The 22989-nt window shown below is 52.3% G+C and carries 23 protein-coding genes; 11 read left to right on the top strand and 12 right to left on the bottom strand.

Annotation, left to right across the window (positions count from 1 at the left end; genetic code table 11):
- The first annotated feature begins 11 nt into the window (after window positions 1–11).
- The gene (locus J8G15_RS10285) at window positions 12–722 is read left to right on the top strand and encodes an AlpA family transcriptional regulator (protein ID WP_210547370.1); all 711 of its coding nucleotides are present in this window, start codon (window positions 12–14) and stop codon (window positions 720–722) included.
- A 36-nt stretch (window positions 723–758) separates the two neighbouring features.
- Here J8G15_RS10285 and J8G15_RS10290 read toward each other — a convergent pair whose 3' ends face one another.
- A complete protein-coding gene (locus J8G15_RS10290) occupies window positions 759–1685 on the bottom strand; it encodes a hypothetical protein (protein WP_210547371.1) in 927 nt (308 codons plus the stop codon).
- Window positions 1686–1880: 195 nt separating this feature from the next.
- Between J8G15_RS10290 and J8G15_RS10295 the strand changes: the two genes are divergently transcribed.
- The 3 genes from J8G15_RS10295 to J8G15_RS10305 all read left to right on the top strand — a co-directional run bounded on the left by J8G15_RS10295 (window position 1881) and on the right by J8G15_RS10305 (window position 4704).
- Window positions 1881–2207, top strand: a complete 327-nt coding sequence (locus J8G15_RS10295; protein WP_210547372.1) for a hypothetical protein — start codon at window positions 1881–1883, stop codon at window positions 2205–2207.
- Window positions 2164–3516 (top strand): hypothetical protein, encoded by a 1353-nt coding sequence (locus tag J8G15_RS10300; RefSeq protein WP_210547373.1) that lies wholly within the window; start codon window positions 2164–2166, stop codon window positions 3514–3516. Before J8G15_RS10295 ends, J8G15_RS10300 begins: the two co-directional genes overlap by 44 nt.
- Window positions 3517–3975: 459 nt before the next feature.
- Entirely contained in the window at window positions 3976–4704 is a 729-nt protein-coding gene (locus J8G15_RS10305) for a hypothetical protein (RefSeq protein WP_210547374.1), read from the top strand.
- A gap of 234 nt (window positions 4705–4938) precedes the next feature.
- Here the strand turns inward: J8G15_RS10305 and J8G15_RS10310 are convergent, their stop codons facing one another.
- From J8G15_RS10310 to J8G15_RS10320, 3 genes are all read right to left on the bottom strand, one after another.
- Entirely contained in the window at window positions 4939–5682 is a 744-nt protein-coding gene (locus tag J8G15_RS10310) for a hypothetical protein (protein ID WP_240538519.1), read from the bottom strand.
- Window positions 5683–6081: a type I restriction endonuclease subunit M gene (locus J8G15_RS10315; RefSeq protein ID WP_210547375.1), complete on the bottom strand. Its 399-nt coding sequence runs from the start codon at window positions 6079–6081 to the stop codon at window positions 5683–5685.
- 171 nt (window positions 6082–6252) lie between these two features.
- Window positions 6253–6987, bottom strand: a complete 735-nt coding sequence (locus tag J8G15_RS10320; protein WP_210547376.1) for a hypothetical protein — start codon at window positions 6985–6987, stop codon at window positions 6253–6255.
- A gap of 616 nt (window positions 6988–7603) precedes the next feature.
- Between J8G15_RS10320 and J8G15_RS10325 the strand changes: the two genes are divergently transcribed.
- The 3 genes from J8G15_RS10325 (at window position 7604) to J8G15_RS10335 (ending at window position 10908) form a co-directional block, all read left to right on the top strand.
- A complete protein-coding gene (locus J8G15_RS10325) occupies window positions 7604–8605 on the top strand; it encodes a DNA cytosine methyltransferase (RefSeq protein WP_210547377.1) in 1002 nt (333 codons plus the stop codon).
- Window positions 8606–8702: 97 nt separating this feature from the next.
- Entirely contained in the window at window positions 8703–9740 is a 1038-nt protein-coding gene (locus J8G15_RS10330; RefSeq protein ID WP_210547378.1) for a hypothetical protein, read from the top strand.
- A 550-nt stretch (window positions 9741–10290) separates the two neighbouring features.
- Entirely contained in the window at window positions 10291–10908 is a 618-nt protein-coding gene (locus tag J8G15_RS10335; RefSeq protein WP_210547379.1) for a recombinase family protein, read from the top strand.
- Window positions 10909–11080: 172 nt separating this feature from the next.
- Here J8G15_RS10335 and J8G15_RS10340 read toward each other — a convergent pair whose 3' ends face one another.
- Window positions 11081–13516 (bottom strand): tetratricopeptide repeat protein, encoded by a 2436-nt coding sequence (locus J8G15_RS10340; protein WP_210547380.1) that lies wholly within the window; start codon window positions 13514–13516, stop codon window positions 11081–11083.
- A 286-nt stretch (window positions 13517–13802) separates the two neighbouring features.
- A complete protein-coding gene (locus J8G15_RS10345) occupies window positions 13803–15101 on the bottom strand; it encodes an integrase arm-type DNA-binding domain-containing protein (protein ID WP_240538520.1) in 1299 nt (432 codons plus the stop codon).
- A 406-nt stretch (window positions 15102–15507) separates the two neighbouring features.
- Here J8G15_RS10345 and J8G15_RS10350 point away from each other — a divergent pair, with 406 nt between their 5' ends.
- Entirely contained in the window at window positions 15508–15753 is a 246-nt protein-coding gene (locus J8G15_RS10350; RefSeq protein ID WP_210547382.1) for a hypothetical protein, read from the top strand.
- On the opposite strand, the gene J8G15_RS10355 is transcribed toward J8G15_RS10350, so the two are convergent.
- The 6 genes from J8G15_RS10355 to J8G15_RS10380 form a co-directional block, all read right to left on the bottom strand.
- Entirely contained in the window at window positions 15750–16433 is a 684-nt protein-coding gene (locus J8G15_RS10355; RefSeq protein WP_210547383.1) for an HPP family protein, read from the bottom strand. The two genes, J8G15_RS10350 and J8G15_RS10355, sit on opposite strands and share 4 nt — an antisense overlap.
- Window positions 16434–16494: 61 nt before the next feature.
- Window positions 16495–17739, bottom strand: coding sequence for a radical SAM family heme chaperone HemW (hemW, locus tag J8G15_RS10360; RefSeq protein WP_210547384.1), 1245 nt, complete (start codon window positions 17737–17739; stop codon window positions 16495–16497).
- 11 nt (window positions 17740–17750) lie between these two features.
- On the bottom strand, window positions 17751–18356 hold the full coding sequence (gene rdgB, locus J8G15_RS10365) for an RdgB/HAM1 family non-canonical purine NTP pyrophosphatase (RefSeq protein WP_210547385.1): 606 nt from the start codon (window positions 18354–18356) through the stop codon (window positions 17751–17753).
- A 39-nt stretch (window positions 18357–18395) separates the two neighbouring features.
- On the bottom strand, window positions 18396–19127 hold the full coding sequence (rph, locus tag J8G15_RS10370) for a ribonuclease PH (RefSeq protein WP_304621861.1): 732 nt from the start codon (window positions 19125–19127) through the stop codon (window positions 18396–18398).
- Between the two features lie 38 nt (window positions 19128–19165).
- Entirely contained in the window at window positions 19166–20080 is a 915-nt protein-coding gene (locus J8G15_RS10375) for a PP2C family serine/threonine-protein phosphatase (RefSeq protein WP_210547386.1), read from the bottom strand.
- Window positions 20077–21084 (bottom strand): serine/threonine-protein kinase, encoded by a 1008-nt coding sequence (locus J8G15_RS10380; protein ID WP_210547387.1) that lies wholly within the window; start codon window positions 21082–21084, stop codon window positions 20077–20079. Before J8G15_RS10380 ends, J8G15_RS10375 begins: the two co-directional genes overlap by 4 nt.
- A gap of 77 nt (window positions 21085–21161) precedes the next feature.
- Here J8G15_RS10380 and J8G15_RS10385 point away from each other — a divergent pair, with 77 nt between their 5' ends.
- The 3 genes from J8G15_RS10385 to rpoZ are packed head-to-tail and all read left to right on the top strand — an operon-like array spanning window position 21162 to window position 22966.
- A complete protein-coding gene (locus J8G15_RS10385) occupies window positions 21162–22079 on the top strand; it encodes a YicC/YloC family endoribonuclease (protein WP_210547388.1) in 918 nt (305 codons plus the stop codon).
- A gap of 33 nt (window positions 22080–22112) precedes the next feature.
- Window positions 22113–22733, top strand: a complete 621-nt coding sequence (gmk, locus tag J8G15_RS10390) for a guanylate kinase (RefSeq protein WP_210547389.1) — start codon at window positions 22113–22115, stop codon at window positions 22731–22733.
- A 29-nt stretch (window positions 22734–22762) separates the two neighbouring features.
- A complete protein-coding gene (gene rpoZ, locus J8G15_RS10395; protein WP_210547390.1) occupies window positions 22763–22966 on the top strand; it encodes a DNA-directed RNA polymerase subunit omega in 204 nt (67 codons plus the stop codon).
- Window positions 22967–22989 lie beyond the last annotated feature (23 nt).

Below are 22989 nucleotides of genomic sequence, written 5' to 3' on the forward strand. Positions count from 1 at the left end.
ATAAACCGCATATGAGCATTCAATCCCTAGATAAACCTGCGGCCATCCCCGTTCCATCAAAGGCGCGGGTATACGACTACACAGGACTGAATGAGTCTGGCCTTATCAGACTGCAAAGAAGCGGCCAAACCTTGCTCGTTAGAGGTGCTGTTTACGCGCGCGTCAGCCCAATCGCGGAGAAGGCCAAAACGCTTCTCGTGAAAGTAAACACCAGTCCTGGCTTTGAACGCGGCCCGCAGGACAAGAGTTTCCTTGCCCGCTCCCTGACGGGCGAAATCTTTCGCATCATAGGTATCGTTGAAAAGACAGTGAAACCCGTTCAAGGCGTTGAGATAAAAAGGGTTCACACGTTTGTTCAACGCCCATCCCAGATGCTCGACGTCCAGAACAAGCCGCTGTCCAAGCACGAAGCCCCCTCAACGGCACAGCTACCGCCTCAATCCAAAGACTCGCACCAACCTCTCGGTGATGTAAAAAAAGAAGCCAAACTTGCGCGATTGAATAGAGAGTTTCAGCGCGTGAATGCACAACGGGCCAGCTCCATCGACCCAGCCGTCCGCATGGCGTTTGCCGCACATTACCTCGGCGAGTCAGAGTCCAACCTGTACCGGAAGAAAGCTGAGGGCCAGTTTCCGCAAGCCATTCAGCGAGGCAAAGGCGCGTTCTGGCTGATGTCTGATCTTGACGCATTCAAGGCAGGTACATGGAGGCCGGCAACCTGACCTCGGATCAATGCGCCACTACAAGAATTTGTAATTTCATGCCAAACCACCGGGCCTGCCACGCGGGCAAGATACAAAGCGCGGCAACGCACTTTTGAGGGTGCTGTCGGCGTAAGTCAGTTTCGAGCCGTATTTCTTCTTCAATACCCTCACTAGCTCGTCGAGGGATAGTTGACTGTCGTATTTCCTCCGATTTCGCCCCCCCGCCTGAATCGCACTTTTCTTCGCAGCCAACTCTGAGGTAAGGCAATCTTCCAATGCAGCAACCAAGCGTGATCCACATGCGCGCACCAGTGTTTGGAGGCTTCGCTTACAGCGTTTTCTTGGCGATGCCCTGGGCTTAAAATTTTCCAATTGAACTTGAGTACTGACATCGGTGATGCGGGTGAGCATTTTGGCCGGGGATTGCTTACCAGCCCTCTTTAATCGCCGATACGCGCACTTCCATTCATGGCTGTACGGCCAATAAGGCTGTTGTTGCTTTTCCTCCGCAAGCAGTTCTTCGATGCTGAACCCTCGCACGAGACCCAAGCCTTCACGCTCTCGGCTCGGCCCTACATACTTTGCCGTTATTTCATTCAAGCGCAAATAGAGAATGGCCTTTCCATCCTCTTTGATCCTCGCCTGCCAACCGTCAAATTGCCGAAGCGCTTGATCGACTGGCTTTATACCCCCCTCGCGCATCAGCCGAATCCAAACGACAGGCGGTAGGTTCGCTTCTTTATCGAGGCCAACAGCAGCCATCTGAGTCATCAAAAGACTACATATTTTGGGCAAAACCTCTGCCACAGGCTTCATGTCTTCGCGCTCATTCAGCCGTCCGAAGCGCCCCTCCAATTGGTCTTTGACCACAACGTGCAACCAAGATTCGTGGTTTCCTACCGCGTCAAAAAACGTCGAATCAAGCGCGAGCCTCGTCACCGCTTCGACCAAATTCCAGCTTCTATTCCAGTAAATTTTCACAAAAAAATCACTTCTCAATTCCTCTATTGATACCTTTACTCATACCTCTATTCATTTAGATATTTTGCCTGCTGTAAATGAATCACGCAAGAGCGAGGCCGTCCACTTTGAACAGCCGCTCTCGCACTCAACCGAGGAATTACTGAATGGCTTTCCAGATGAAGACGAAACGAGGTGACTGCGATACGAAGGCAGATGCTCCAAATTTGGGCGCAGTTAATTTTGGCCCTACCCCGTGGCTTTGGCCTTGGCGGCATCACTTTTCCGGAAAGCGCCAACGACGGTTTGGTGGCCGTCCCGAGCTACGTCAAAACAGTACCGCTGACATTACGTCTAAGCCATTTTCACGAACGTCATGCTGTAAATGATCGTTGGCAGCACCAAAGCGCCAACCACGGTTGCGCAAAAACACCCGACATAAAACCCCGGCCGCTAATGCCATCCATACCGCTATACAGCGCATCAACGGCCCTATTCAATGGAAATTATGATGAAGAAGCCCTCGGCAAAACACACCAATAAGAACACTACACGTAGTGGTAAGACTCTTACCAGTAACAACTTTGATATTGATGATTACCTTGATGACCAGAATGAGGCTGATGAAGCAGCAGGCAAGACCAGTAGCTCAAAGCACGATGGCACCATCAAAGGCAAGAGCATCAAGGTCACTCCAGTCCGCAACGCAGGCCAGTCGCGTCACAAGCTGAACCATGATGGACTGTGCGCCGACAAGGCTGCACGCCTTACTGAAGCGAAAGCAGGCAAGCCATCGACCATCAAGGTTAAGCAGCGTGTCATGCCTGCACAACAGATCATGGGCACAACCAAGCCGTATCAGATGAACTGCGACAAGGTCGAACTAAACGCCTACATGAGTTCTCAAGAACTTGGCGCGGCGGTAGAGCGGGCCTTGGAAATGGTACGGGATAAGACTCTGGTCAAAAGCACCAGTAAACAAAGGCACTACCAAAACGTGTTCAAACTGCCTTTTGAAAGCGGGGCCTATGCAATGCTACAGATGACCCCGACCCAGGCAAACATCAAAGCTCAACTGAAGTTGGTGTTCAACCCCAACCCCAGTCATATGAGCGTGATCGACGCCCGGTTAATGCGACGGGTCTGGAAAGAACTGCTTGGCCTGAACGCGACGGCTATTGCCCGCACTATGTTGTTCCACCGTGTTGATATCTGCGCCGACTTTGAACAACGCATTGACGACCTAATCATTGATTTGGATGGGGTAAAGGTCGGAACCCGGTTTGGCTTGACGACCGCGAACGGCGGCACCATCAAGTCCATCTACATGGGCGGCGTCGAGTCCCAGCACCACGGCGTGGCCTACGATCAAGTCGCAAGCGACAACTACAAGGCCAATGTGGGTGAAGTAACTAGCCGCCGGCGGTCGTTGCGTGAGGATGCAGAGATCGCACTTGATGCCACCGCAAAGGGTCTTCGCATTGAAAGCCGCCGCCTGTTCAAACGGCCTGTTGGCCTTTCCGAGTTGAGCAAGCAGACCGATATTTTCGGCGGCTATAAAGTATGGGAAGTCAAACGGCGTTCTGGCATCCGAATGTCACCCGAGTTCATCCACTACATTGATTGTGTGCGCCTGCGTGGGTTCAACGGTGCCCGAAGCTGGTCGCTTGCCAATGCCGCCGACAGGCAGGCAACTAAAGCGTTAATCGAAAGCCATGAAAAGACCCTGCGCCGCATGGTCGCCGATTGGTGGCGGCCAGAAGATTTCAATGCCAGCTTGCTTGATGTCTTACGGCAGTCGCCGGCGTGGCTCTTTCTGTCGGTACTTGAAATTAAAACCGCAACCGTTTAGTCGGCGATTTGCTGCGTTTTTACGCATCGAAGCCACACCAGTATTACCGCGACCGCCAAAAGCCACAAAAACACCGAATCCGGCCGTTTTGAACTGCTTTTGGATGGAGCGGAAACGCTGATTTGCTTGACTGTATTCCACAGTCAATCAAATCAGCATGTTAGCAACCACTAACACAATAATTCCAACGGCTTCCAGTGACTGCTGTTACAAGCCACTGAACACTACTTCAGACAGCTGACTGTTTTGTTGAGTCGATTGGGCAGACGCTGTTTTCCGTCCAAGTGGAGTAACCAATTCGATCCAATTCGATCCAATTTGCTCCCTAGTATGGTAACTTCAACGGATTAAGGCTGATGTCGTGCGTGCACCGCCAACGGTATGTCAACATGCGAATCTATTGGACAAAGGTACCATTCGGGCCTCTACGAAATATAAATTTAAAAGAGGTGAAATTCCGTGTGGAATTTAATTAAATTGGCTCCATTCCTTCTAGTTGCCACAGCACTAGTCGTGGCTATTAAGTTGGTTTTCATCGTCGCGGCAGTGCTCATCGCATTAGGGCTCACATTTCTCATCGCTCGATGGCTCTATCACGCGGTCAATCCTGCTGCAAAAGAAAAATACTTGGCAAAAAAGTCAGCAGAGGAGACACGACTCCAAAGCGAGAAAGCTGAAGAGCAAGCAAAAGTTCGCGCTGCAGAATTTGACGAATTTAAGCGGGAAACTGTCCGTCGAGAATTAAATATGGCGCATAGGGATTCTGACCGTCAAGATAGCCCATATACATATGAAATCGGAAAGCATGCAAATGAGGCACTGGCGATACGCTATGGAATAGCAAATGAGGAGAAAACAACTAAAGAGTATTGGTATAATGCCCCCGGCGGCGGAAAGACGAGGAACGCAGAACGGGATATATTCTATTACGAGCCTCGCAAGACCATCCGCGTACAAAAAATTTCAAAATTAAGTTCTGATATATATGAAGTAATGCTGTCGGATTTCAGAAATCGAAGAGCAAAGGTTGTGATCGAGACTGGCACTGATTACATTAAGACTTTTTATCCTCTTGGCGATAGTTGGTTTGATAAAAATTCCCACCTAGAAACCACACTTAAAGGCAATGGTTCTTTTACCTTAAAGGAGCTGGCTGAGTTTCATGTTTTAAAGGCGATAATTAATTAGCGCCATTTAATCTGCAATAATATTAATATAATATTTTGCTTATATACATCCGACCAGATACTCTTCTTGTGCCAAAAACTTGCCGGGTTAATGGGTCTTAAATTTTTTGTATTTAGATCTTCTTTTCGAGGTTGGACTCACCCAGTTGAGCACGTACACCAAGGGTGAAGGTTGCATCTGGGTAATTGTTCAAATTGAGGAGTCTTTGATCAGAGTATTGACGACGCCTAGCCGTCAATCCACCAATCGAAATCTCACAGCCGCTGTCAGTCGCATTGGCTCTGAATCCCAGTCCGGACTCTCATACAGCCAATCAATTGGCTTCGAGTCCTTCGACTGGCAGAGTGCGTCCACGGTCTTTCCACTGCGACTGTATGGTCCGGTCTGTGGCACACAGAGTCGAGCATTGGCAGCTTGAAAGCTCGGCTCCGATGCGCTGGGGTCCAGCAGCAGAATCGTGTCAGTCTGCGATTCACGACCAATGGTCATGCCTTCACAGCCGACACAAAGCGCCCAGTGCTTGGTGAGCCTGTTCTTGACGCTGGCGAATGTCACGGCCACCAGCTCGCCGCGTAGCAAGTTGTCAATGGTCCACTTATCCAGTCCACCGTCATTGTCTTGCCGTAGGGTCAGGCTCAGCGGTAAGTTCAATGACTCCACCAGCTCCACAAACTCATTGGCATGAACGCCGCTGAAGTACGTGTGCTGAAAAGCGGCCCAGACTTCAGCGGCTACACCGTACTTGCGCCGTGGCATGTCCTGTAGAGCGCTGGCTTTGGCCAAATCGAACATGACCAGCACCGCTGAAAAGAGACACAAGCCGCAGGCATGGTCAAAAAAACCCATTTGGCCGTAGAACGCCGGGACCAGCTCTTTCCGCTTGGATTGCACAGTCAAGTAGCGCCCGGTCCGAAGCGATGCGTGGTATCTCTGCCACCGGTACGTCACCGTTTCAGCTTTTGATTTCGACGCGGCCATTCAATAGTCCTCGGGCAAGAGGAAAGTCGTTGCTTCGCGCTGGCCAGCGCCATTGGTTCCGTCAGTGATGATCCAGACTGTTGGCAGATCGGAGCGTCGTTGTTTTGGCGTGGCCTTGTGTCTTTCAACGTCCACCAGTCTGTAGACGCTCATGATTCGTGATCCGTCAGTGATGGCTTGTTCGTTCATGGCAGCGTCATCCCGGCAGATGTCGCCCCAATCTCCATGCAGATGTCGGGCCAGCAGACAGGCTGCACTGCGTCCAGTCGTCTGAAGCAGAGCCAGTGCGCCTGGTGTGGCAACGACTTGGCCTAGAGAGAACTTTGCCGAGTTGGTGATGATGGTGACTGGCGTTTGTGAACGCGAGTCGTCGGCATTGGTGGTGGTTTCATTGCTCATGGTCTTCTCCTTTTGTGAAACGTAGGGGCGTGAGTCGATCTCCGAAAAACAGTGGTCGGATACCAAAACACGCGGTTAAAAATTCAGGGGGGCACGTCGCCGTGAGTCGGCGGTGCCAGCGATTCGCGTTTAAGGTCTATCGCGCAGCGGGCTTGGACGGCTTGATGACCGTCACGGAATCCAGATGTCTTGCCAACGACTCAAGCTGATCGGCAGGCAGGCACTCAGGTTGACAGTGCTTTGAAAGAAGCTGTCCAGAGTCAGCGGATACCGCCACGGGTGCGACTCAATGAGCCGCAGTCCACGAAGGCGGCAGGGTGGGCCAAAGCAGCTCGCTACGTCTGACTCCGGTTCATCCAGCAGCAGCGATAGCGCCGCATAGGCTTGCTCTGCGTTGGCAAACTGAATCTCGGACAGCACGCCCTCAACAACGGATGGCTTCTGGCCATTCACCACGTAGGTCCACAGCAACGCTTTGCGCTCAGCACGACTGAGGTGAAAGGACGAGGTGAGCCAATCCAGATTGCGCACTACCGTACACGCTTGATCATGGGCCAACAGCTCCAATGAACTCAGTCGGTAGAGGAAGGCGGCAGGAATGAGCTGTGGTGACACTCTTTGCTCAGGCAGCAACAGGAACGCAGGCACGTTCGGTGTGACAGGCTGTTCAGCTTGCTCGCCAAAATGATCCGCAAAGTAGTCCCTGATCTGGATGGCAGGCCAGGGGAAGTTGTCACTGGTCGTGATGCTGCTCAGATTCATCCCTAGCGTCTTCATCAAGACCGCTTCCATACCGTTGGCGAACGCTTGGTTGGCCGGTTGGGACGGGACGCCATAGGGCGCAACTGACTGACTCGCATTGAAGCTGCCGTCGAGATCGACGCTGCCGGGTGGGGTTGGGCTCATGTAGTCTTTCCAGACCACCAGCCGCCTGCGCGGTCAGGCAGGTCAACAGGTCAATTAGGGTGAGGCTGCTTTTTTACCCAGAAACACCGGACGGCGCCCCAGAAAACGAAAAAGCCTCGGGCTCGGTTTAGCAGCTTGTATGGTTGAGTCAACCAACCATCGGCCATGGACAGAACGATAGCATCATATTACCGATATTTAGATGATTATTACAATAATATAAGTTTTTTTAACGAAAGTTAATCAATATTTAACAAAAGTCATCTTGATGACACTCTCTGCATTGATGGCTCTTTGATCGATCAATTGATCGATCAAAGAGCTGCTGCATGGGCAATTTGTTGGCCAAACCCAAGTACTCGCCAGATGACGCGAATATTTGTAAAAGGATGACTACCATCGGAACTTCTCCAAAATGGGCAGGAAACGCATCGCGAAATGACTTGCTTACCCGCGCATCAGACGATGGTGATGAGGAAAGGCACGCCTCACCGAATTGATCACTAGCGCTGAAGGAAGACTAAAATACTGGTTTCATTCACAGTATTGACCCATTGTGCGCGACACTGAATCGTTGTGCGTTGCTAGCTGATTCACTCCTTGAGAACCCCACAATATGCTTGATATCACCGACCAAACCATGTCCAACGATTCATCTTCAATGAAGCGCTCTTCGACAAGGGCCAAGGCCAACAAAAAAATCAAGGTGGTTTCATTGTTTTCCGGGTGTGGGGGAATGGATTTAGGCTTTGTGGGTGGATTTGATCTTCTCGGAAAACGCTACGCACAGAACCCTTTCGAGATCGTTTGGGCCAATGACTTTAACGCTGCGGCCTGCCGCTCATACGCAAACAATATCGGCAAACATATCCATCATGGGGATATCTGGGAACTCATGAATGCGGTTCCGAAGGCGGCCGATCTTGTTATTGGGGGCTTTCCCTGCCAAGACATTTCAATTAACGGCAAAGGCGCTGGGGTGGACGGCAAGAGAAGCGGGCTCTATCGAGCGATGGTTGAGGTCGTGTCTAGAACCAAGCCCAAAGTGTTCGTTGCAGAAAACGTAAAGGGGCTGTTGATGAAGCACAATGCCAGCTCGCTGGAACGAGTGCTTACAGACTTTAGGGCGCTTGGTTACAACGTAACATTTCAACTGTACAACGCGGCTGACTATGGTGTCCCTCAGTCGCGCGAGCGAGTGATAATTGTAGGAACACTGCCTACCATTCCACAATTTCAACCGCCAAAGGCCACCCACGACAAAAACACTCATATTACGGCCCAAATCGCCATTGGCGACCTAGCAGAGATGCCAGAAAGTGAAACGTTCAACCACGTTTGGAGTCGCGCGAAAAAGAGTGCTGAACAGGGTAGCCGCCGCATGATTGCCGACCGTCCGGGCTATACGATCCGCTCAGAATGCCACGGCAACATTCAATTCCATTACGATCTTCCCCGACGCATATCAATGAGGGAGGCTGCTCGCTTTCAATCGTTCCCTGACAGTTACATCTTTGATGCAAAGCTACGCGAAACGGAACGGCAAGTCGGCAACGCAGTCCCTCCAGTTTTAGCTTGGCATATTGCCAAAGCCGTCGAGCGCTGTTTTATCAAATAAAGGTCGATTACGCCCCCGGCTTGGCGTACTGTTCCCCCCTCTTAACTGCTGCGCATGCTAACCTTTCAGGCTATTTCACTTTGGCCTGAGAATTGGTATGACGGATAATGAATTTGAGGCGATTCTTGATGTTGTTTGCTTACGCTTATCGGCTGAGGCACAGCGCTCTGGTTTTCTTACCCCTAAGGACTTTGAGCGACGAGTACGGTCTCTGACTTCAGAGGTCGTCACAGACCCAGCAATTCAAATCGATCCAAATCCACCTGCACAGGCATTCCCCGATATAGCGGTCGGAAAATTTGGCATTGAGGTCAAATTTACAACAAATGACACATGGCTGAGCATCGCCAATAGTGTGCTGGAGTCAAACCGAATCCCGAGTGTCGACCAGGTATATGTGATTTTCGGCAAGATGGGCGGCACGCTAGAGGTTAGATGGAGCCGCTACGAGGATTGCATAGTGCATGTCCGCACATCACATGTCCCAAGATTTGAAGTTGAGCTGCCGCCTACCGGCGGGACTTTGCCACTATTTCAACAAATGAACATCGCGTATGACGACTTCCGGCGACTCCCTATGGATCAGAAGATGCCTCACATCCGCGAATACGCACGCGGGCGCTTGAAAAAGGGTGAACGGCTTTGGTGGCTCGAAGATTCCGAGGTGCCAACCCATACGCTGCCTTTGCAAGCAAGTCTCTACACTCGTTTGACCAAGGACAGAAAAACGCGACTCCGCGCGGAGGCAGCTCTTCTCTGTCCCCAAATCGTGGGAAGCGCCATCGACAAATATGACGACGTGCCGTTATATCTACTAACTTACAGGGGCGTCCTTAGCCACAATACACGAGACATGTTCACCGCAGGTAGCGTTTCCAACCCCACCAATGACGACAATGGAGGCATTTACACAGAGCGGGCGCTGAAGCTGATCGAATCAGAAATGCTCATCGCCGCCAATGAATTGGAAGATGCCCTGTTTATTGAATACTGGGGCGAGTCCGTCCCACCTGTTGACCGGATCGCGAAATGGCTGGAAAAGGCCGATGGATTTGCAAAAAAATGGACGCCATCAACCAGCTTGTTCAAAGATTACCAAAACCAGCGAGTCAATAGGCCGCACATCGCAAACTGACACCATGCAGAACGCCTCCGAGTTTCGGGCATACCTTACCAACGTCCGCAAGAGCAGCAAGACACTCAAGCCATACTCTCCAAAAGTCGTCACCGATCTCCTCAGGCGATGTCGGACCGTTGAGGTCCTCCTATCAATTGAATTATCTCAGCTGAACGTTGGCTGCAGCGAAGGAACTGAAATGATTTGCGATGAAATTCGGCAAAAAAAACTGGGGGCAACACCCACAATGCCCTATGCCTATTTGAGCCTAATTAATGCTGTTCGCGTCTACGCCGATTATTTAAGCAGTAATACGAAATCATCGCTATAGCCCAGCGGCTGTGTCTCATTTGAGTAGGGTGGCACTCAGTCTTTTGTGGCCGTCCAAATTATGCGAGTCAGCAATTGAAATTCCAATCGTCTATTTGAAGTACACGCCAAATAGACATTTTTGACCGGTTGAAAATGTGTCTATTTAGGATATATATTTGATTTAATTGACACATTCCAGAAAGACTCTAAAATCTCAAATAGACACATTAGAACCACAATTTGATTGGAGTACGGAATGATTGCCAAGAAGACAAATAGCGGCGACGGCAAGCACATCGGCTACGTTCGCGTCAGCAGTGCAGATCAGAACGATGCTCGTCAACTTGACGGCGTGGCGCTAGACAAGACTTTCACCGACAAGGCCAGCGGCAAAAATACAGACCGTCCACAATTGCAAGCCATGCTCGAATTTGTGCGCGAAGGAGACCAAATCTATGTCCATAGCATGGACCGACTGTCTCGCAGCTTAAGGGATTTGCAAGACGTGGTTGAGCGGCTGACTGCTAAGGGCATCAGCGTGACGTTTGTGAAGGAAAACTTGAGGTTTGATCCTCCAGCAACTGGCACCGATGCACACCAGACGGCGTATTCAACACTGATGCTGCAATTGCTTGGCGCTGTGGGACAGTTTGAGCGAGCACTGATTAAAGAACGCCAACGCGAGGGCATCGCCATCGCCAAGGCCAAGAATGTTTACAAAGGTAGAAAGAAAGTACTGGATAAAGCCGAAATCGCAAGGTTGAAAAAGATGGAGGCAGAAGGATTGTCAAAAGTTGAGATTGCAGAAACGCTTGGAATCTCTCGGGCCAGCGTCTATGTGTACTTGAAGAAATCCGAACCGCTCTCCCAATGAATAAAAACTGACGGTACATCTCAAACGCACTTGTGGGTTTCAAGCTTATGCGTGCGAATTCGCCACCGGCTTGATCCCTGCTGCTGGTAAGTGCGTAGTCCGGAGATTGTGATCGCTCATTCCAACCGATCGTGACCGCTGGCGCAGCGTGTGATGTTTCGTGTAAACCCAATCAAAATTGACCGGAATTAGGAAAATGACGCCGCTGAAGAGCGGTAGCCTCAGAAACAAAACGACTAAGAAACTTGTCTTTCGGCGCATTGCGGAGGGCATGGCTGAGGCATGTCTCTGCCTCGCGAGATTGTTTTGGCGATGCATGTACGTATGCATAAGCTCTTTGCAAGTCACACAGATGTTTTGGTTTGCCGAGCCTCTCAGCGTTCGCCAGACTCGCGAGGCTATCGCCGACCAGACCACTCCGGGCTTCGATCATGCCCTTGGTGAACTGAACTTCTTGGTCCTCTGGACGCAGCAGTTCTGCCTTTTTGGCTTTTTCAAGCGCAAGATCAAATTTCCTCAACTTCATCAACGTATGCGCATATCGCTCAAAGAACCACCCATTGTCGGGATCTTCCATGGCAGCGATCTCGTAATAATCTAGCACCTCTGCACGCTCTTCAGTAAATGCATTCCATGCTGCTCGCGCCGAAAGCACACGAAAGGCCCTGATGTTTCGATCGTAAACTTGAGAACTTGCACTTGCGACAAATTCTGCATAGCGCCGTCGAACCCAAAGTACATCTTCATCCGTCGGTGTACGCTTCCCCTCTACCAGTTCTGTCCGCTCGGCGCAGTATTGAAAAAACTCCGGATTAAAGGTAATCTGAAGCACTCCCTCAAAGCGGTTTATCGTAGCGATCCCTCGACTCTCCTCGATCGCATCACTTGCAGCAGCAACCGTCACGTCAGCCCGTTGGCAACAAAGCTGAAGCAAATACTGATCGTGTGCGTCACCAACCCTACTCATTAGTAGCAGCAGTCGACGTAGACCCGGAGAAAGTCGGGCCCACGCGTCGTCGTACAAAAATTGACCCAAGTCTTGGCGCTGCATACGCTGAACGCGTTGGAGAGCATTGTCTAGTCCAATGCCTGGCGCAGACGCTGCCTGCACAAAGACTTCCAGAGCAATTGGTTTATTCACTAACGTACGCGAATACCGCTTGAGGGTTGAAACTCCAGCTTGAGCTATAGAAGTACAGTTAAGTGCGTGCCCACGCTTTTTTAGGAATTCGGCTCCCTCCTCTTCGGTCCAATTTTCTGTCTGTATCGGTAGTGCTTCGATTTGCTCTCTTCGTCGGGAAGTTAGGATTACTCGCCCTACTCGGCGTGACAATTCATTAATTTGCTGTGCCAATGACTGTACGTCGGCGTCACTGCGCGCCATGGTCTCAGTGTTATCCAAAACTATCAGATGCGCGTCCCGGCTAATCTTCATCTCGGCAAGAAGTGATCCAAGCTTCTGGATTACATCCTTAGGACTTTTGTCGAACCAGCTTCTATCAAGGTTCGGTGTAGTCAGCATTCTGGCAATGTCTAAGGCTACATCTGCCACACCAATATCTTGTGCTGAAATATGTTCGAGCCCATTCAATCCCCAACGAGTTTTCTTAGTGGTGTAGAAGGTGATTAACTCAGGACGCCATGCAACACCCGTTCTCCCCTCCAAAAAGCGATGAAGAAATTCAACTACAAGAGTCGTCTTTCCAACACCGCCATCACCGTGAACCATGCACTTCCTAGAATCAGGGTCATCGACCCATTCGGCAAGAGCACTCATTTCTCCCACGCGTCCCGTGAAAACGTCTTCTGAGGCAAGACGATCCGGAACAAAAACAAAAGGTCTCCAATGGTCAGTCCAAACTGGTTCAGCGATGCGGTACTCAGGTGTCGCCGGTCTGGGCAATTCCATTAAGACGTTGTTGATTTCGTAGCTCACATCGACGCGACTAAGCAGTGTCCGCTGTACCTGTGCATCGACTTGCAAACGCCCAGCAGATGTTCGTCGTAAACGCCTGTAGCAAATAGGGTCACCGTCAAAAAGCTTCAGAGTGGTAACCGCAGTGGCAGGCGAATCTCCCAACGCCGGTAGAAGCAACGTTTGACCATCCTTTCCGGCCGTAGGCAAGAACCCAGATGTTCTCTCGATCAAAGCACGTAAAACCGCAACATCTGTTTCTGGGCTGTAGGCGCCAGATATTCCGTGGCCCTCACCGCTGTCATTTCGCATGCGCACGAAAGACGCAAGTACCGTTTCAATGTTCCCCTTAGAAATTCCAGTTAGCTGCTTCAGTTCGCTTCGGTACTCGAATTGTTCCCAATACACCTTGCCAACATGACGCCATCCGATGTTCTCTGCCGAAACTAGCAGTTGTGACAGCAAAGCCACAAGTCCACCATCTGATGGAGTGCTGAACTCTTTAAGGTCTATCGCTGTGTATGAAGCAAGCTTGCTCGGATCATCGTGTAGCGCAGCCGCGATCCACTCGCCAAGAGAAACACAAGCATGTTGGAGTCCAATTCTGAACAAACTAAGGACCGCTACACGTACATGCGTTGCATCTTTTAGTTGCTCGGCCGCTTTTATCCTGCTCTCAAGTATCTTCTGCATTTTCTTATTTGCCTTACTTCCCCCGTCCGAAGTGAACGTTTATTTCGCATGACGATACCATCGAAAACTTCAAAAATGCTCACGCCGCAGCTCTTCATTCCCACAAGTTCCAATACTCAATGTCCCCAACGGCGATGAGGATGGCCAAGATAATTTTTGGTAGCTGGAAGCCACGCAGCCTGGCGTCACCCCGTTGGTCAATGCTTAACGTATCGCAAGCCTTTTGGGGTTCGAGTCTAGTCTGTGGAAGCAATTTATTGCCGCTTGTAATTGTCAGTCGAAATAATCATTCGGGCCTTAGCACCAGCGTTGCACCCTCCTTTGACTTGATGTAGTCGGCCCAGTCCTGCATCAAGTGATGGCGCTTCTCAACCATATCTGATCGAAGGTAGGCCCGCACCGTTTTGTCGCCAACAACGTGCGCCAGTGCAAACTCCAACATTTCATGCTCGTAGTTGGTAGTCGATGCCCCCCATGTGCGAAAACTGGCTCTAAAGCCATGCATGGTGTGATCGACCTTCATACGGCGTAGTACCTGCGTGAATGTCATGTCGCTAAGAGCGCCGCCATTCAAGTTAGTGAAAATCAGACCAGTCGGCTTGGTTTTTTCGGTGAACAGTTCAGGGCGCAACTCTTTTGCGCGGGTGAGAATCGACAGGGCAGCTTTTGACAATGGAACCGTGTGCTTGCGCTCTGACTTCATTCGCTCTTTGGGAATCGTCCACATGCGAGTCTCAAGATCAATCTCCTCCCACATGGCGAAACGAACTTCGCCTGAGCGAGCAGCGGTTAGGACAATGAAGGCAAAAGCCAACTTCACGGCATCAGACGATGTACCGCGCATGACTGCGTGGAGCACTGCTCCGACTTGACCATCCGGACAAGATGGATGATTCTCCCCTGCCAACTGCTTGCTATTGTTGGGTAGGGTTTCTTTCAACTGAACCCACTGTTCACTATCAAGACCATTGCAATACCCCATTGCTGCACCGTAGTTAATGGTGGTGCGGATACGCTGCAACACACGTGAAGCAGTTTCCGCTTTGGATTTCCAAATAGGCAGCAGGGCTTGGCGAATCTGGTCACGGGTCAATTGGCTCATGGGGACTTTTCCAAAGACTGGAAAAGCGTAGGTGGTCAGGGTGTTAATCCACTGGTCTTTGTGCTTGGTGTTTTTCCAATCGTCTGCATTGGCATCGTGGTACTCCTTTGCACATTCGGCAAACGTGCGCCGCAGTCGCGATGCTTCTGTTTCTTGGGCAGTCCTATGCAAGCGTTCTTGTTCGCGGAAGGTCTGAGGGTCTATTCCATCGGTTAGCAATTGACGGTACTTGTGGGCACGTTCTCGGGCCTCGGCCAAAGTCCAGTCAGCAGCAGAGCCCAAGCCCATGTATCGGACAGACTTATTCAATGTGTACCGAAGCACCCAAGATTTTGTTTTGGTGGGGCTAACCTGCAAATAGAGTCCTCCGCCATCATGATGATAACCAACCTCGTTGAGATTGCGCACTGCGACCGCCGTAAACCTATTACGGGCGCGGCTTTTTTGGGTTTTTGATTTATTGTTTTTGGCTGCATCGTCCATCAAAGGCTCTCAGTTCTATCAACATTTCAATCCACATTCAAAATTGAAATAGAACTGTAGCAGGCTAGATGAGATGAAGCAAACTTGGAGTGAGTGGAGGGCATTTTCTCCAATGCCGATAAGCACTTGCTATGAACTGAGAGCAATTGCGAGATTCTGCGACTGCACTTTCTGCGGTCACCGCTTCCGCCAAACAGCAGCCCCAGGCAAGTCAATTGCTTGGGGCTTTTTGTTTACCCGGCATGACAGGCCTGGCGGGGCATCCGTTGCACCTACGTTTACAAGCAATTCTCAAAAAGAGGATACTGACTAGGAACGACGCGCAAACGAACAACAATGTGAACAATCGCATTTTTGTACCCAATCGCAGTCAAAGAAACCAAAATTTAGATGGAGGCAGGCAATCATGAGCCAATCGGACCCTCAGAAAAAACCCCCAACGGCGGACAAACAGCGCACGAGTCATCCCTATTCAGCGGGAGACCCTATTCCGGTCGCTGAAGCAACTGAACTGGACACAGACACGGCGTGGGGCCTGTTTGAAGATTTGGCAGCACCTAAAAGCAAGCCGAAATCAGCGCCAGACGCTTTTGACGAAACAATCCCCGCTGATCTGGAGCCTTTGGGAGACAAACGAAAACCGCCCGGCTAACCCCAGAGATCCAGCGGTGGCGGCGTGACCACAGCGCGCAAGATGTCAGATCTTGAAATAAAGCCTTGCACCAAGCCGTCTTCATCCACCACGGGGAGTCCGGGTAAACCGGTGTCCAGCAAGACACTTGCCACGCGCCGGATATCCTCACCCGGCGCGACACCGGGCACCGGAGTCCACATTAAGTCTTTCACATTTTGAGCCAGCAGCGCTTGCCAAACCAGTGCGTGGCTGTCGGGGTCAGGCAGCCGCTCCGGCTGCATCAAGTCTGCACGCGACAACAATCCGACCAATGTGCCGGCATCGTTGACAACAGGCGCTTGACCCAGCTTTTTTTCTGCCAACGTGTGCCATGCCTCCAACACGGTTGCAGAATCCGCCAAGGTGGTCACCGCCCGAGTCATTAGCTCGTCCACTCGACGCAGAGGTTGAGGGAGATGCTCTACCTTTTGGGTTTCTGCATAAGCAGCCAGCGCGCTTCGATGGTTTTGATCGACCGACGCTGACGGCACATTGAGGGCGAATGCGGGGTCTGCAGCCCCGGATTGCGGATCACTGCCTTCCCGTCCGGTCGCTTGAATGGCACGCGCACGCGTAATGGCATTGACGCCGCCTATTTGTCGCAATTGTTCGATTGAGCCTCTGAAGACACGACCACCAATGCCGTAGACAAAGTACATGATTCGCACCTCCGTTTAATCTAAAGACTATAGCGGTGGGCCACCAAATACCCTAATCGCCCTATAAGGAAGGCGGCAGGAACAAGGATTGCAGGTCGTTCAGAAAGTCGAACCCACGCAAGCTGGGCTTGACGCGGGCAAAGTCACGCTCAATCAGACCTTTGCGCTCGGCCTCTTCCAGACCTTTTTGAATGGCGGTAATGGCCAGGCCAGTGCGCTCTGAAAATTGCTGCAAACCGAACCCGTCTTTCAAGCGCAAAGCGTTCAGCATGTACTCAAATGGCAAATCGGCGCGGCTGATCTCTTCGTCCTGGGCAAGACAGTTTCCCGCGAGCGCCTTCTCCATGTAGAGGCGGGGCTCGCGAAAGCGCACTTGCCGGACCACCCGATGCGCAAAACTCAGCTTGCTGTGGGCGCCAGCGCCCAAACCAAGGTAGTCGCCAAACTGCCAATAGTTGAGGTTGTGAAGGCAGCGGTGACCATCGCGGGCATAGGCGGACACTTCATAGCGGTGCAAACCGGCCGCGCCCGTCATGTCCGTGATGAGGTCCAGCATGTCGTAGGCGGTGTCTTCCTCTGGAATAACCGGAGGAAATTTGGCGAAATACGTATTGGGCTCGATCGTGAGGTGGTAAATCGAAATGTGGGGGGGCGACAGCGCCAGTGCCGTGGCCATGTCCTGCTTGAGGTCGTCCATCGACTGGCCGGGCAGCGCATACATGATGTCCAAATTGAACGTGTCAAACGCCTGCGCAGCCTCCTCCACCGCTGCCAAGGCTTGGGCCCGGTCATGCACTCGACCCAGCGCCTTCAAATTGTCGTCATTGAAACTTTGCACTCCCACAGACAAGCGGGTAACGCCAGCACCTCGAAAGGCCTTGAAGCGATCTTTCTCGAATGTGCCTGGATTCGCCTCCAGCGTAATTTCGCAATCTGGCTCCAGCCGAAGTCGGGCGCGGACTCCACCCAGCAGCCTATCAATCGCATCCGGTGAAAACAGACTGGGCGTGCCACCACCAATGAAGATACTGTGAACGGTGCGCCCCCAGACCAACGGCAGCGCAGCTTCCAGGTCGGCCATCACGGCGTCGATATAACGTTGTTCGGGCAGCTCTGCTGCTCGCATTTCATGGGAATTGAAGTCGCAATAGGGGCACTTCTTGATACACCAAGGCAGATGGATGTAAAGCGCTAGCGGCGGCAAGGCCGCCAACTGCAGGGTGCCTGGCCGCATGTAGTGCTGCACATCCCGTTGTACTGAGGCTTGAGCGACTTCAGCGTCCGTCGATGGAATGATGGGAATCATGCGCTGCCCGCTCAGGTCGACAGCCAGCGATCACGCATCAAGGTCACCATGGCGCGCGCGGCCTGCCCCCGGTGACTGTTGGCATTTTTGACCTCAATGGGCAATTGAGCAAAGGTTTTGTCAAAAGCGGGGATGTACATGACGGGGTCAAAGCCGAAGCCATTCTCCCCTCTGGGTTCCCGCGTAATTTCCCCCACCACTCGGCCGACAGCGATCAGCGGCTCGGGGTCTTGCGCAGAGCGCACGGCCACCAGCGTACTCACCAAGGCGGCGCGCCGATTGTCGATATCCTTCATTTGCTCCAGCAAGGCGCGTACGCTATTGCTGTCACTTTTCTCCAAACCAAATTGGGTCGCGTAATAAGCCGTGTCGACGCCTGGCAAACCTCCAAACGCATCCACACACAAGCCGGCATCATCGGCAAGCGCTGGCATGCCGCTGGCTTGCGCCGCATGGCGCGCCTTGGCGAGCGCGTTCTCCACAAAGGTTTTGAAGGGCTCCGCCGCCTCCGAAATATTGAGCACCCCTTGAGAGATCAACTCCAGGCCCAGAGGCGCCAACATGGCGTGCAGTTCAGCCAGCTTGCCCTGATTATTGGAGGCCAGAACAATTTTCATCAAATACCCTCTTTGCGCATATTGGGAAAGCGTAGACAGCTATACATTGAATAGCGACGTTTTCTGCAAACTCACCAGCTCCCCAATGCCCTTTTCAGCCAACATCAGCAGCGCGTCCATTTCAGCGCGCGTGAAGGCAAGTCCTTCGGCTGTACCCTGGACTTCAATGAAATGCCCTGCCCCAGTCATGACCACGTTCATGTCGGTGTCGCATTCAGAGTCTTCGGTGTAGGCCAGGTCAAGCAGGGGCGTGCCCTGAACAATGCCCACCGAGATGGCTGCGACATGGTCCCTGATTGGGTTCGCCGTCAGTTTTCCTTGTGCCAGCAAGCCGGTCACCGCGTCTTGCGCCGCCACAAAAGCGCCAGTGATGGCTGCGGTTCGGGTGCCACCGTCGGCCTGTATCACATCGCAGTCCAGATGGATCGTTCGCTCGCCAAGCAAGGTTAAGTCAAATACAGCGCGCAAGGAGCGGCCAATGAGGCGCTGAATCTCTTGTGTGCGTCCACTTTGCTTGCCACGCGCGGCCTCCCGGTCATTGCGAGTGTGTGTGGCTCGCGGCAACATGCCGTATTCCGCCGTGACCCATCCCTCACCGCTGCCCTTTTTATGACTGGGCACTTTCTCCGCCACTGACGCGGTACACAGCACCTTCGTTTGACCGAACTCAATTAGCACGGATCCCTCGGCATGCATGGTGTAGCGGCGGGTGATGGTTACTTTGCGCAGGGCATCGGTAGCCCGCGAGTCCGCTCTCAAAAATTCAGTCATGGATAGATTTCAGTCAAAAACAGGCCCCAGCCGAGGCGTCAACCTCTTTTGGCGGCAGAACGACGAATTGCCTCGTTGATTTCGGAAATAGAGCGCTCAATCGCGGCATCGTCCAGGTCATCCATGTCCGAATCTGGGTAGCCTAATTGGACCGTGGAAGCAAAAACACCATTGCTGATACTGTCAGTTGACACACGGTCATCCGTCAAGGCCGCGTCGTCGGGTGTCTCCCATTCAAACGCAATCGCAGTCACGTTGTCGCTGGTCGCCCCGCCCACGCGCAGGGCCTTCTCAACCAAGTCGGGGACCGACTCGCCCACCGCTTTGTGTCCCAAGTGATAAACGATGTCATCCTCGCTGAGTCCGTCCCACAGCCCGTCGGAACACAGCATCACCTTGTCACCTTGCTGCAGAACAAAGGGGCCCGCGATTTCGATCACTGGACTGGCAGGAGATCCAAGGCAGGTGAACAGCACATTGCGATTGACGCTGTTGCTCATCTTGAGCATGGGCGGTGCCATATGTTGTTGCTCGCGGTATGAATGGTCCCGCGTACGACTCATCAACTCGTCCTGACGTACGTGGTACAGGCGGGAATCACCACAATGCATCCAGGTGACCGTGCCTTCTTGAACCAATGCAACCACCACTGTCGTACGGGGCATGTCAGACATCCCCTTCTCGACGGCATACCGCAGTATTTGACGGTGTGCCGTTAGTGCGGCGGAGTCCAGAAACGCGGCCACATCTTCGACGACCGGTTGTGCCTCCCGTTGAAACAGGCTGGAAATGGTTTGAATGGCCAGCTGGGCTGCGACCTCACCTTGCGGATGCCCGCCCATACCATCAGCCAACAAAAAGATGGCCGAAGATCGCGTGTAGCAATAACCCATGCGATCCTCGTTTTTTTGCCGACCGCCTTTGCGGCTGACTTGGAACACCGAGAACTTCATTTATCCTTTCCTCCCAAGCCAGTGGCTTTCTGAACGTTCTTTCGGGTGTCAGACACGATGGTGTCAAACTGCAAGCGCATTTTTTCAGCGACGCTGAGTTTGGTGTAGCGACGCTCGCCTTCTCGACCCAACTCTTTCTGCAGCGAAAAAACCGATTGAGGGCGTGACAGAGGATCAATGGACATGCACCACTCGACCACCTCGATTAAATTGTCTGAATAAGTCCCCCGCAACCGGGCCAAGGCAACCGCAATTCGGTCGTTTTCAAGTCGCTGCGGCGCCTCGTTCGGCGGGAAACCCTGCATACAGGCGTAAATGCACGCACCAATTGCGTAGATGTCAGTCCAAGGACCCATGGACGCGTCTCGCCGGTACATTTCGGGCGCCGCAAAGCCAGGGGTGTACATCGGGCGGATGAAATTACCTTCTTTACTCAGCACTTCACGCGCCGCGCCAAAGTCAATCAGAACTGATTTATTGTCGTCTGTGATGAAAATATTGGCGGGCTTGATGTCCAGATGCAGCATCTTGTGCTGATGAACAATTCGCAGCCCTCTCAAGATTTCGTCAAACAGGGAAAGAATGGTCGACTCCCTGAAAACTTTGGCCTGCTTGAGGTCGCGCGCAGTAATGATGAAGTCCTGAAGCGAAGCGCCCTCCAAATAGTTCATCACCATGTAAACGGTTTCGTTTTCTCTGAAAAAGTTCATCACGCTGACCACCGAGGGGTGCGAGATCTGGGCCAGTGAACGGCCTTCTTCAAAGAAACTCTTGAGCCCCAGGCGATACAGGGAAAGCTTCTCAGGTTGAACCTGAGGACAAAGCTCACCAGGTGCCCGACTGGCCAACGAGGATGGCAAGTACTCTTTGATTGCTACCTGCTGCCCTTCGGCATCCACCGCCAAATAAACAACGCCGAACCCGCCGGCGGCCACTTTTCTCAATACACGGTACCCCCCAAGAGAGGTATCTGGGGGAAGCGAGGCAGGTTTGACCTTGGACATATTTTTCGGTTGCACATAGACCTATATTGCTTGAACCCGGTTATTCTCAAGCTCATTCCATTGATCAAAGAGTAGCGATGCCAGTTTACAGCATGACTGGCTATGCCAGTGCACAGCACAGCACAGCCAGTTCGGGTTCCGACACCGATGCCAAAGCCAGCGCAACCAGTCGGCTGGGTTTGGAAATCCGGTCCGTCAACAGCCGGTTTTTGGACCTTTCCTTCAAACTGCCTGAAGAACTTCGACAGCACGAGCCAGCGCTTCGCGAGCAGTTGGTGCGCCAACTCAAACGGGGAAAAGTGGAGGTGCGGGCCGCCATTGAGAGCGGCGGTCAGAGCGTGGTGTCTGACCCATCTTCCCGCTTGCTCCAACGCCTCAACGCACTCCAAGACTCTGTCAGAGTCTGGCTTCCAGAAGCCGGGCCTTTGAGCGTCGCGGACGTACTGCGCCTGTCGTCGAATGAGTCCGCAGGCTCAAAGGGCTGGGAAGAGCATATTCTTCCACTTGCCCAAACAGCGGTTGACGCACTTATTTCCGCACGAGAACGCGAGGGTTCGAGGCTGGCGGTGATGCTCATGGACCGAATCTCTCAACTTCGCGCTCTTGCGGCGAAGTCAGTACCCCTGATTCCTCAACTGGTGGCACAGCAACGGCAACGGTTTCTGGACCGCTGGCAAGAGGCCATGGCACTGACCAACGGTGCGACATTGCCGGAAGCCGCGCGAGACCGCGCACTGGCAGAAGCCACTGCATTTGCCATTCGCATTGATGTGGCAGAGGAGATCACGCGCATCGACTCTCACTTGGATGAACTGGAACGGCTGATCACAAAAGGCGGCGAAATCGGGAAACGCCTTGATTTCCTGATTCAGGAACTGCACCGTGAGGCCAACACCATGGGCTCCAAGTCTGCCGCGCTTGAATTGACGCATATTTCAGTCGATATGAAGGTTTTGATCGAGCAAATGAGGGAACAGGTGCAAAACATAGAATAAGGGGTTCTCGACAACCACTGCACTTTTCCTCAAATGGACTATCCCGGAAACCTATTCGTCGTCGCAGCCCCTAGTGGCGCTGGCAAATCAAGCTTGGTCAAGGCATTGCTTGAACTCGACTCGCACATACAGCTCTCCGTTTCCCACACGACCCGCGCGCCGCGCGGTCAAGAGAAACACGGACGAGATTACTTCTTTGTGTCGGAGCAGGAATTCGACGCCATGGTCAAGGCTGATGCCTTCGCGGAATGGGCAAACGTTCACAGCCACCGATACGGCACTTCGAAAAAGGCGATCCAAGATCGCATGGAACAGGGCGCTGATGTAATACTTGAAATTGACTTTCAAGGCGCAGTGCAGATCAAACACATCTTTGCCAATGCCATCAGCGTGTTCATTCTCCCGCCAAGCTGGGATGAGTTGCGCTCTCGGCTGGAACGCCGCGGCGAAGATGCAGGCGCAGTGATTGAATTGCGTATGAAAAACGCAGCCATTGAGGTTGCTCAAGTCAGTAAATTTGACTTCGTTATAATCAACGAGTTATTTGACCGTGCGCTTTTTGACTTAAAAGCAATCGTTCATTCTCAACGGCTTAAATTCTCTGCGCAGCGCCGCGCCAGAGCAGAGACATTCACCGCATTGCACATCCCCTGAGTGCGCCCCTGGTTTTTTTGGAGACTTTCATGGCTCGTATTACTGTAGAAGACTGCCTTCAGCAGATTCCCAACCGCTTTCAACTGGTACTTGCCGCCACTTACCGGGCACGCATGCTCAGCCAAGGGCACACCGCCAAGGTCGAGAGCAAAAACAAACCAGCTGTGACTGCGCTGCGAGAAATTGCCGCTGGCAAGGTTGGATTGGAAATGCTGAAAAAAGTCCCCCTCTAACAGTCCCAACTGTAAAAAGAGCA

The organism is Rhodoferax sp. PAMC 29310 (genome assembly GCF_017948265.1).
GTDB lineage: Bacteria > Pseudomonadota > Gammaproteobacteria > Burkholderiales > Burkholderiaceae_C > Rhodoferax.

Bases quoted from the DNA above. Each gene is read 5' to 3' on its own strand.
- J8G15_RS10285 (WP_210547370.1), top strand. From the start codon at position 12: ATGAGCATTCAATCCCTAGATAAACCTGCGGCCATCCCCGTTCCATCA.
- J8G15_RS10295 (WP_210547372.1), top strand. From the start codon at position 1,881: ATGCTCCAAATTTGGGCGCAGTTAATTTTGGCCCTACCCCGTGGCTTT.
- J8G15_RS10300 (WP_210547373.1), top strand. From the start codon at position 2,164: ATGGAAATTATGATGAAGAAGCCCTCGGCAAAACACACCAATAAGAAC.
- J8G15_RS10310 (WP_240538519.1), bottom strand. From the start codon at position 5,682: ATGGCCGCGTCGAAATCAAAAGCTGAAACGGTGACGTACCGGTGGCAG.
- J8G15_RS10315 (WP_210547375.1), bottom strand. From the start codon at position 6,081: ATGAGCAATGAAACCACCACCAATGCCGACGACTCGCGTTCACAAACG.
- J8G15_RS10320 (WP_210547376.1), bottom strand. From the start codon at position 6,987: ATGAGCCCAACCCCACCCGGCAGCGTCGATCTCGACGGCAGCTTCAAT.
- J8G15_RS10325 (WP_210547377.1), top strand. From the start codon at position 7,604: ATGCTTGATATCACCGACCAAACCATGTCCAACGATTCATCTTCAATG.
- J8G15_RS10330 (WP_210547378.1), top strand. From the start codon at position 8,703: ATGACGGATAATGAATTTGAGGCGATTCTTGATGTTGTTTGCTTACGC.
- J8G15_RS10335 (WP_210547379.1), top strand. From the start codon at position 10,291: ATGATTGCCAAGAAGACAAATAGCGGCGACGGCAAGCACATCGGCTAC.
- J8G15_RS10340 (WP_210547380.1), bottom strand. From the start codon at position 13,516: ATGCAGAAGATACTTGAGAGCAGGATAAAAGCGGCCGAGCAACTAAAA.
- J8G15_RS10345 (WP_240538520.1), bottom strand. From the start codon at position 15,101: ATGGACGATGCAGCCAAAAACAATAAATCAAAAACCCAAAAAAGCCGC.
- J8G15_RS10350 (WP_210547382.1), top strand. From the start codon at position 15,508: ATGAGCCAATCGGACCCTCAGAAAAAACCCCCAACGGCGGACAAACAG.
- J8G15_RS10355 (WP_210547383.1), bottom strand. From the start codon at position 16,433: ATGTACTTTGTCTACGGCATTGGTGGTCGTGTCTTCAGAGGCTCAATC.
- hemW (WP_210547384.1), bottom strand. From the start codon at position 17,739: ATGATTCCCATCATTCCATCGACGGACGCTGAAGTCGCTCAAGCCTCA.
- rdgB (WP_210547385.1), bottom strand. From the start codon at position 18,356: ATGAAAATTGTTCTGGCCTCCAATAATCAGGGCAAGCTGGCTGAACTG.
- rph (WP_304621861.1), bottom strand. From the start codon at position 19,127: ATGACTGAATTTTTGAGAGCGGACTCGCGGGCTACCGATGCCCTGCGC.
- J8G15_RS10375 (WP_210547386.1), bottom strand. From the start codon at position 20,080: ATGAAGTTCTCGGTGTTCCAAGTCAGCCGCAAAGGCGGTCGGCAAAAA.
- J8G15_RS10380 (WP_210547387.1), bottom strand. From the start codon at position 21,084: ATGTCCAAGGTCAAACCTGCCTCGCTTCCCCCAGATACCTCTCTTGGG.
- J8G15_RS10385 (WP_210547388.1), top strand. From the start codon at position 21,162: ATGCCAGTTTACAGCATGACTGGCTATGCCAGTGCACAGCACAGCACA.
- gmk (WP_210547389.1), top strand. From the start codon at position 22,113: ATGGACTATCCCGGAAACCTATTCGTCGTCGCAGCCCCTAGTGGCGCT.
- rpoZ (WP_210547390.1), top strand. From the start codon at position 22,763: ATGGCTCGTATTACTGTAGAAGACTGCCTTCAGCAGATTCCCAACCGC.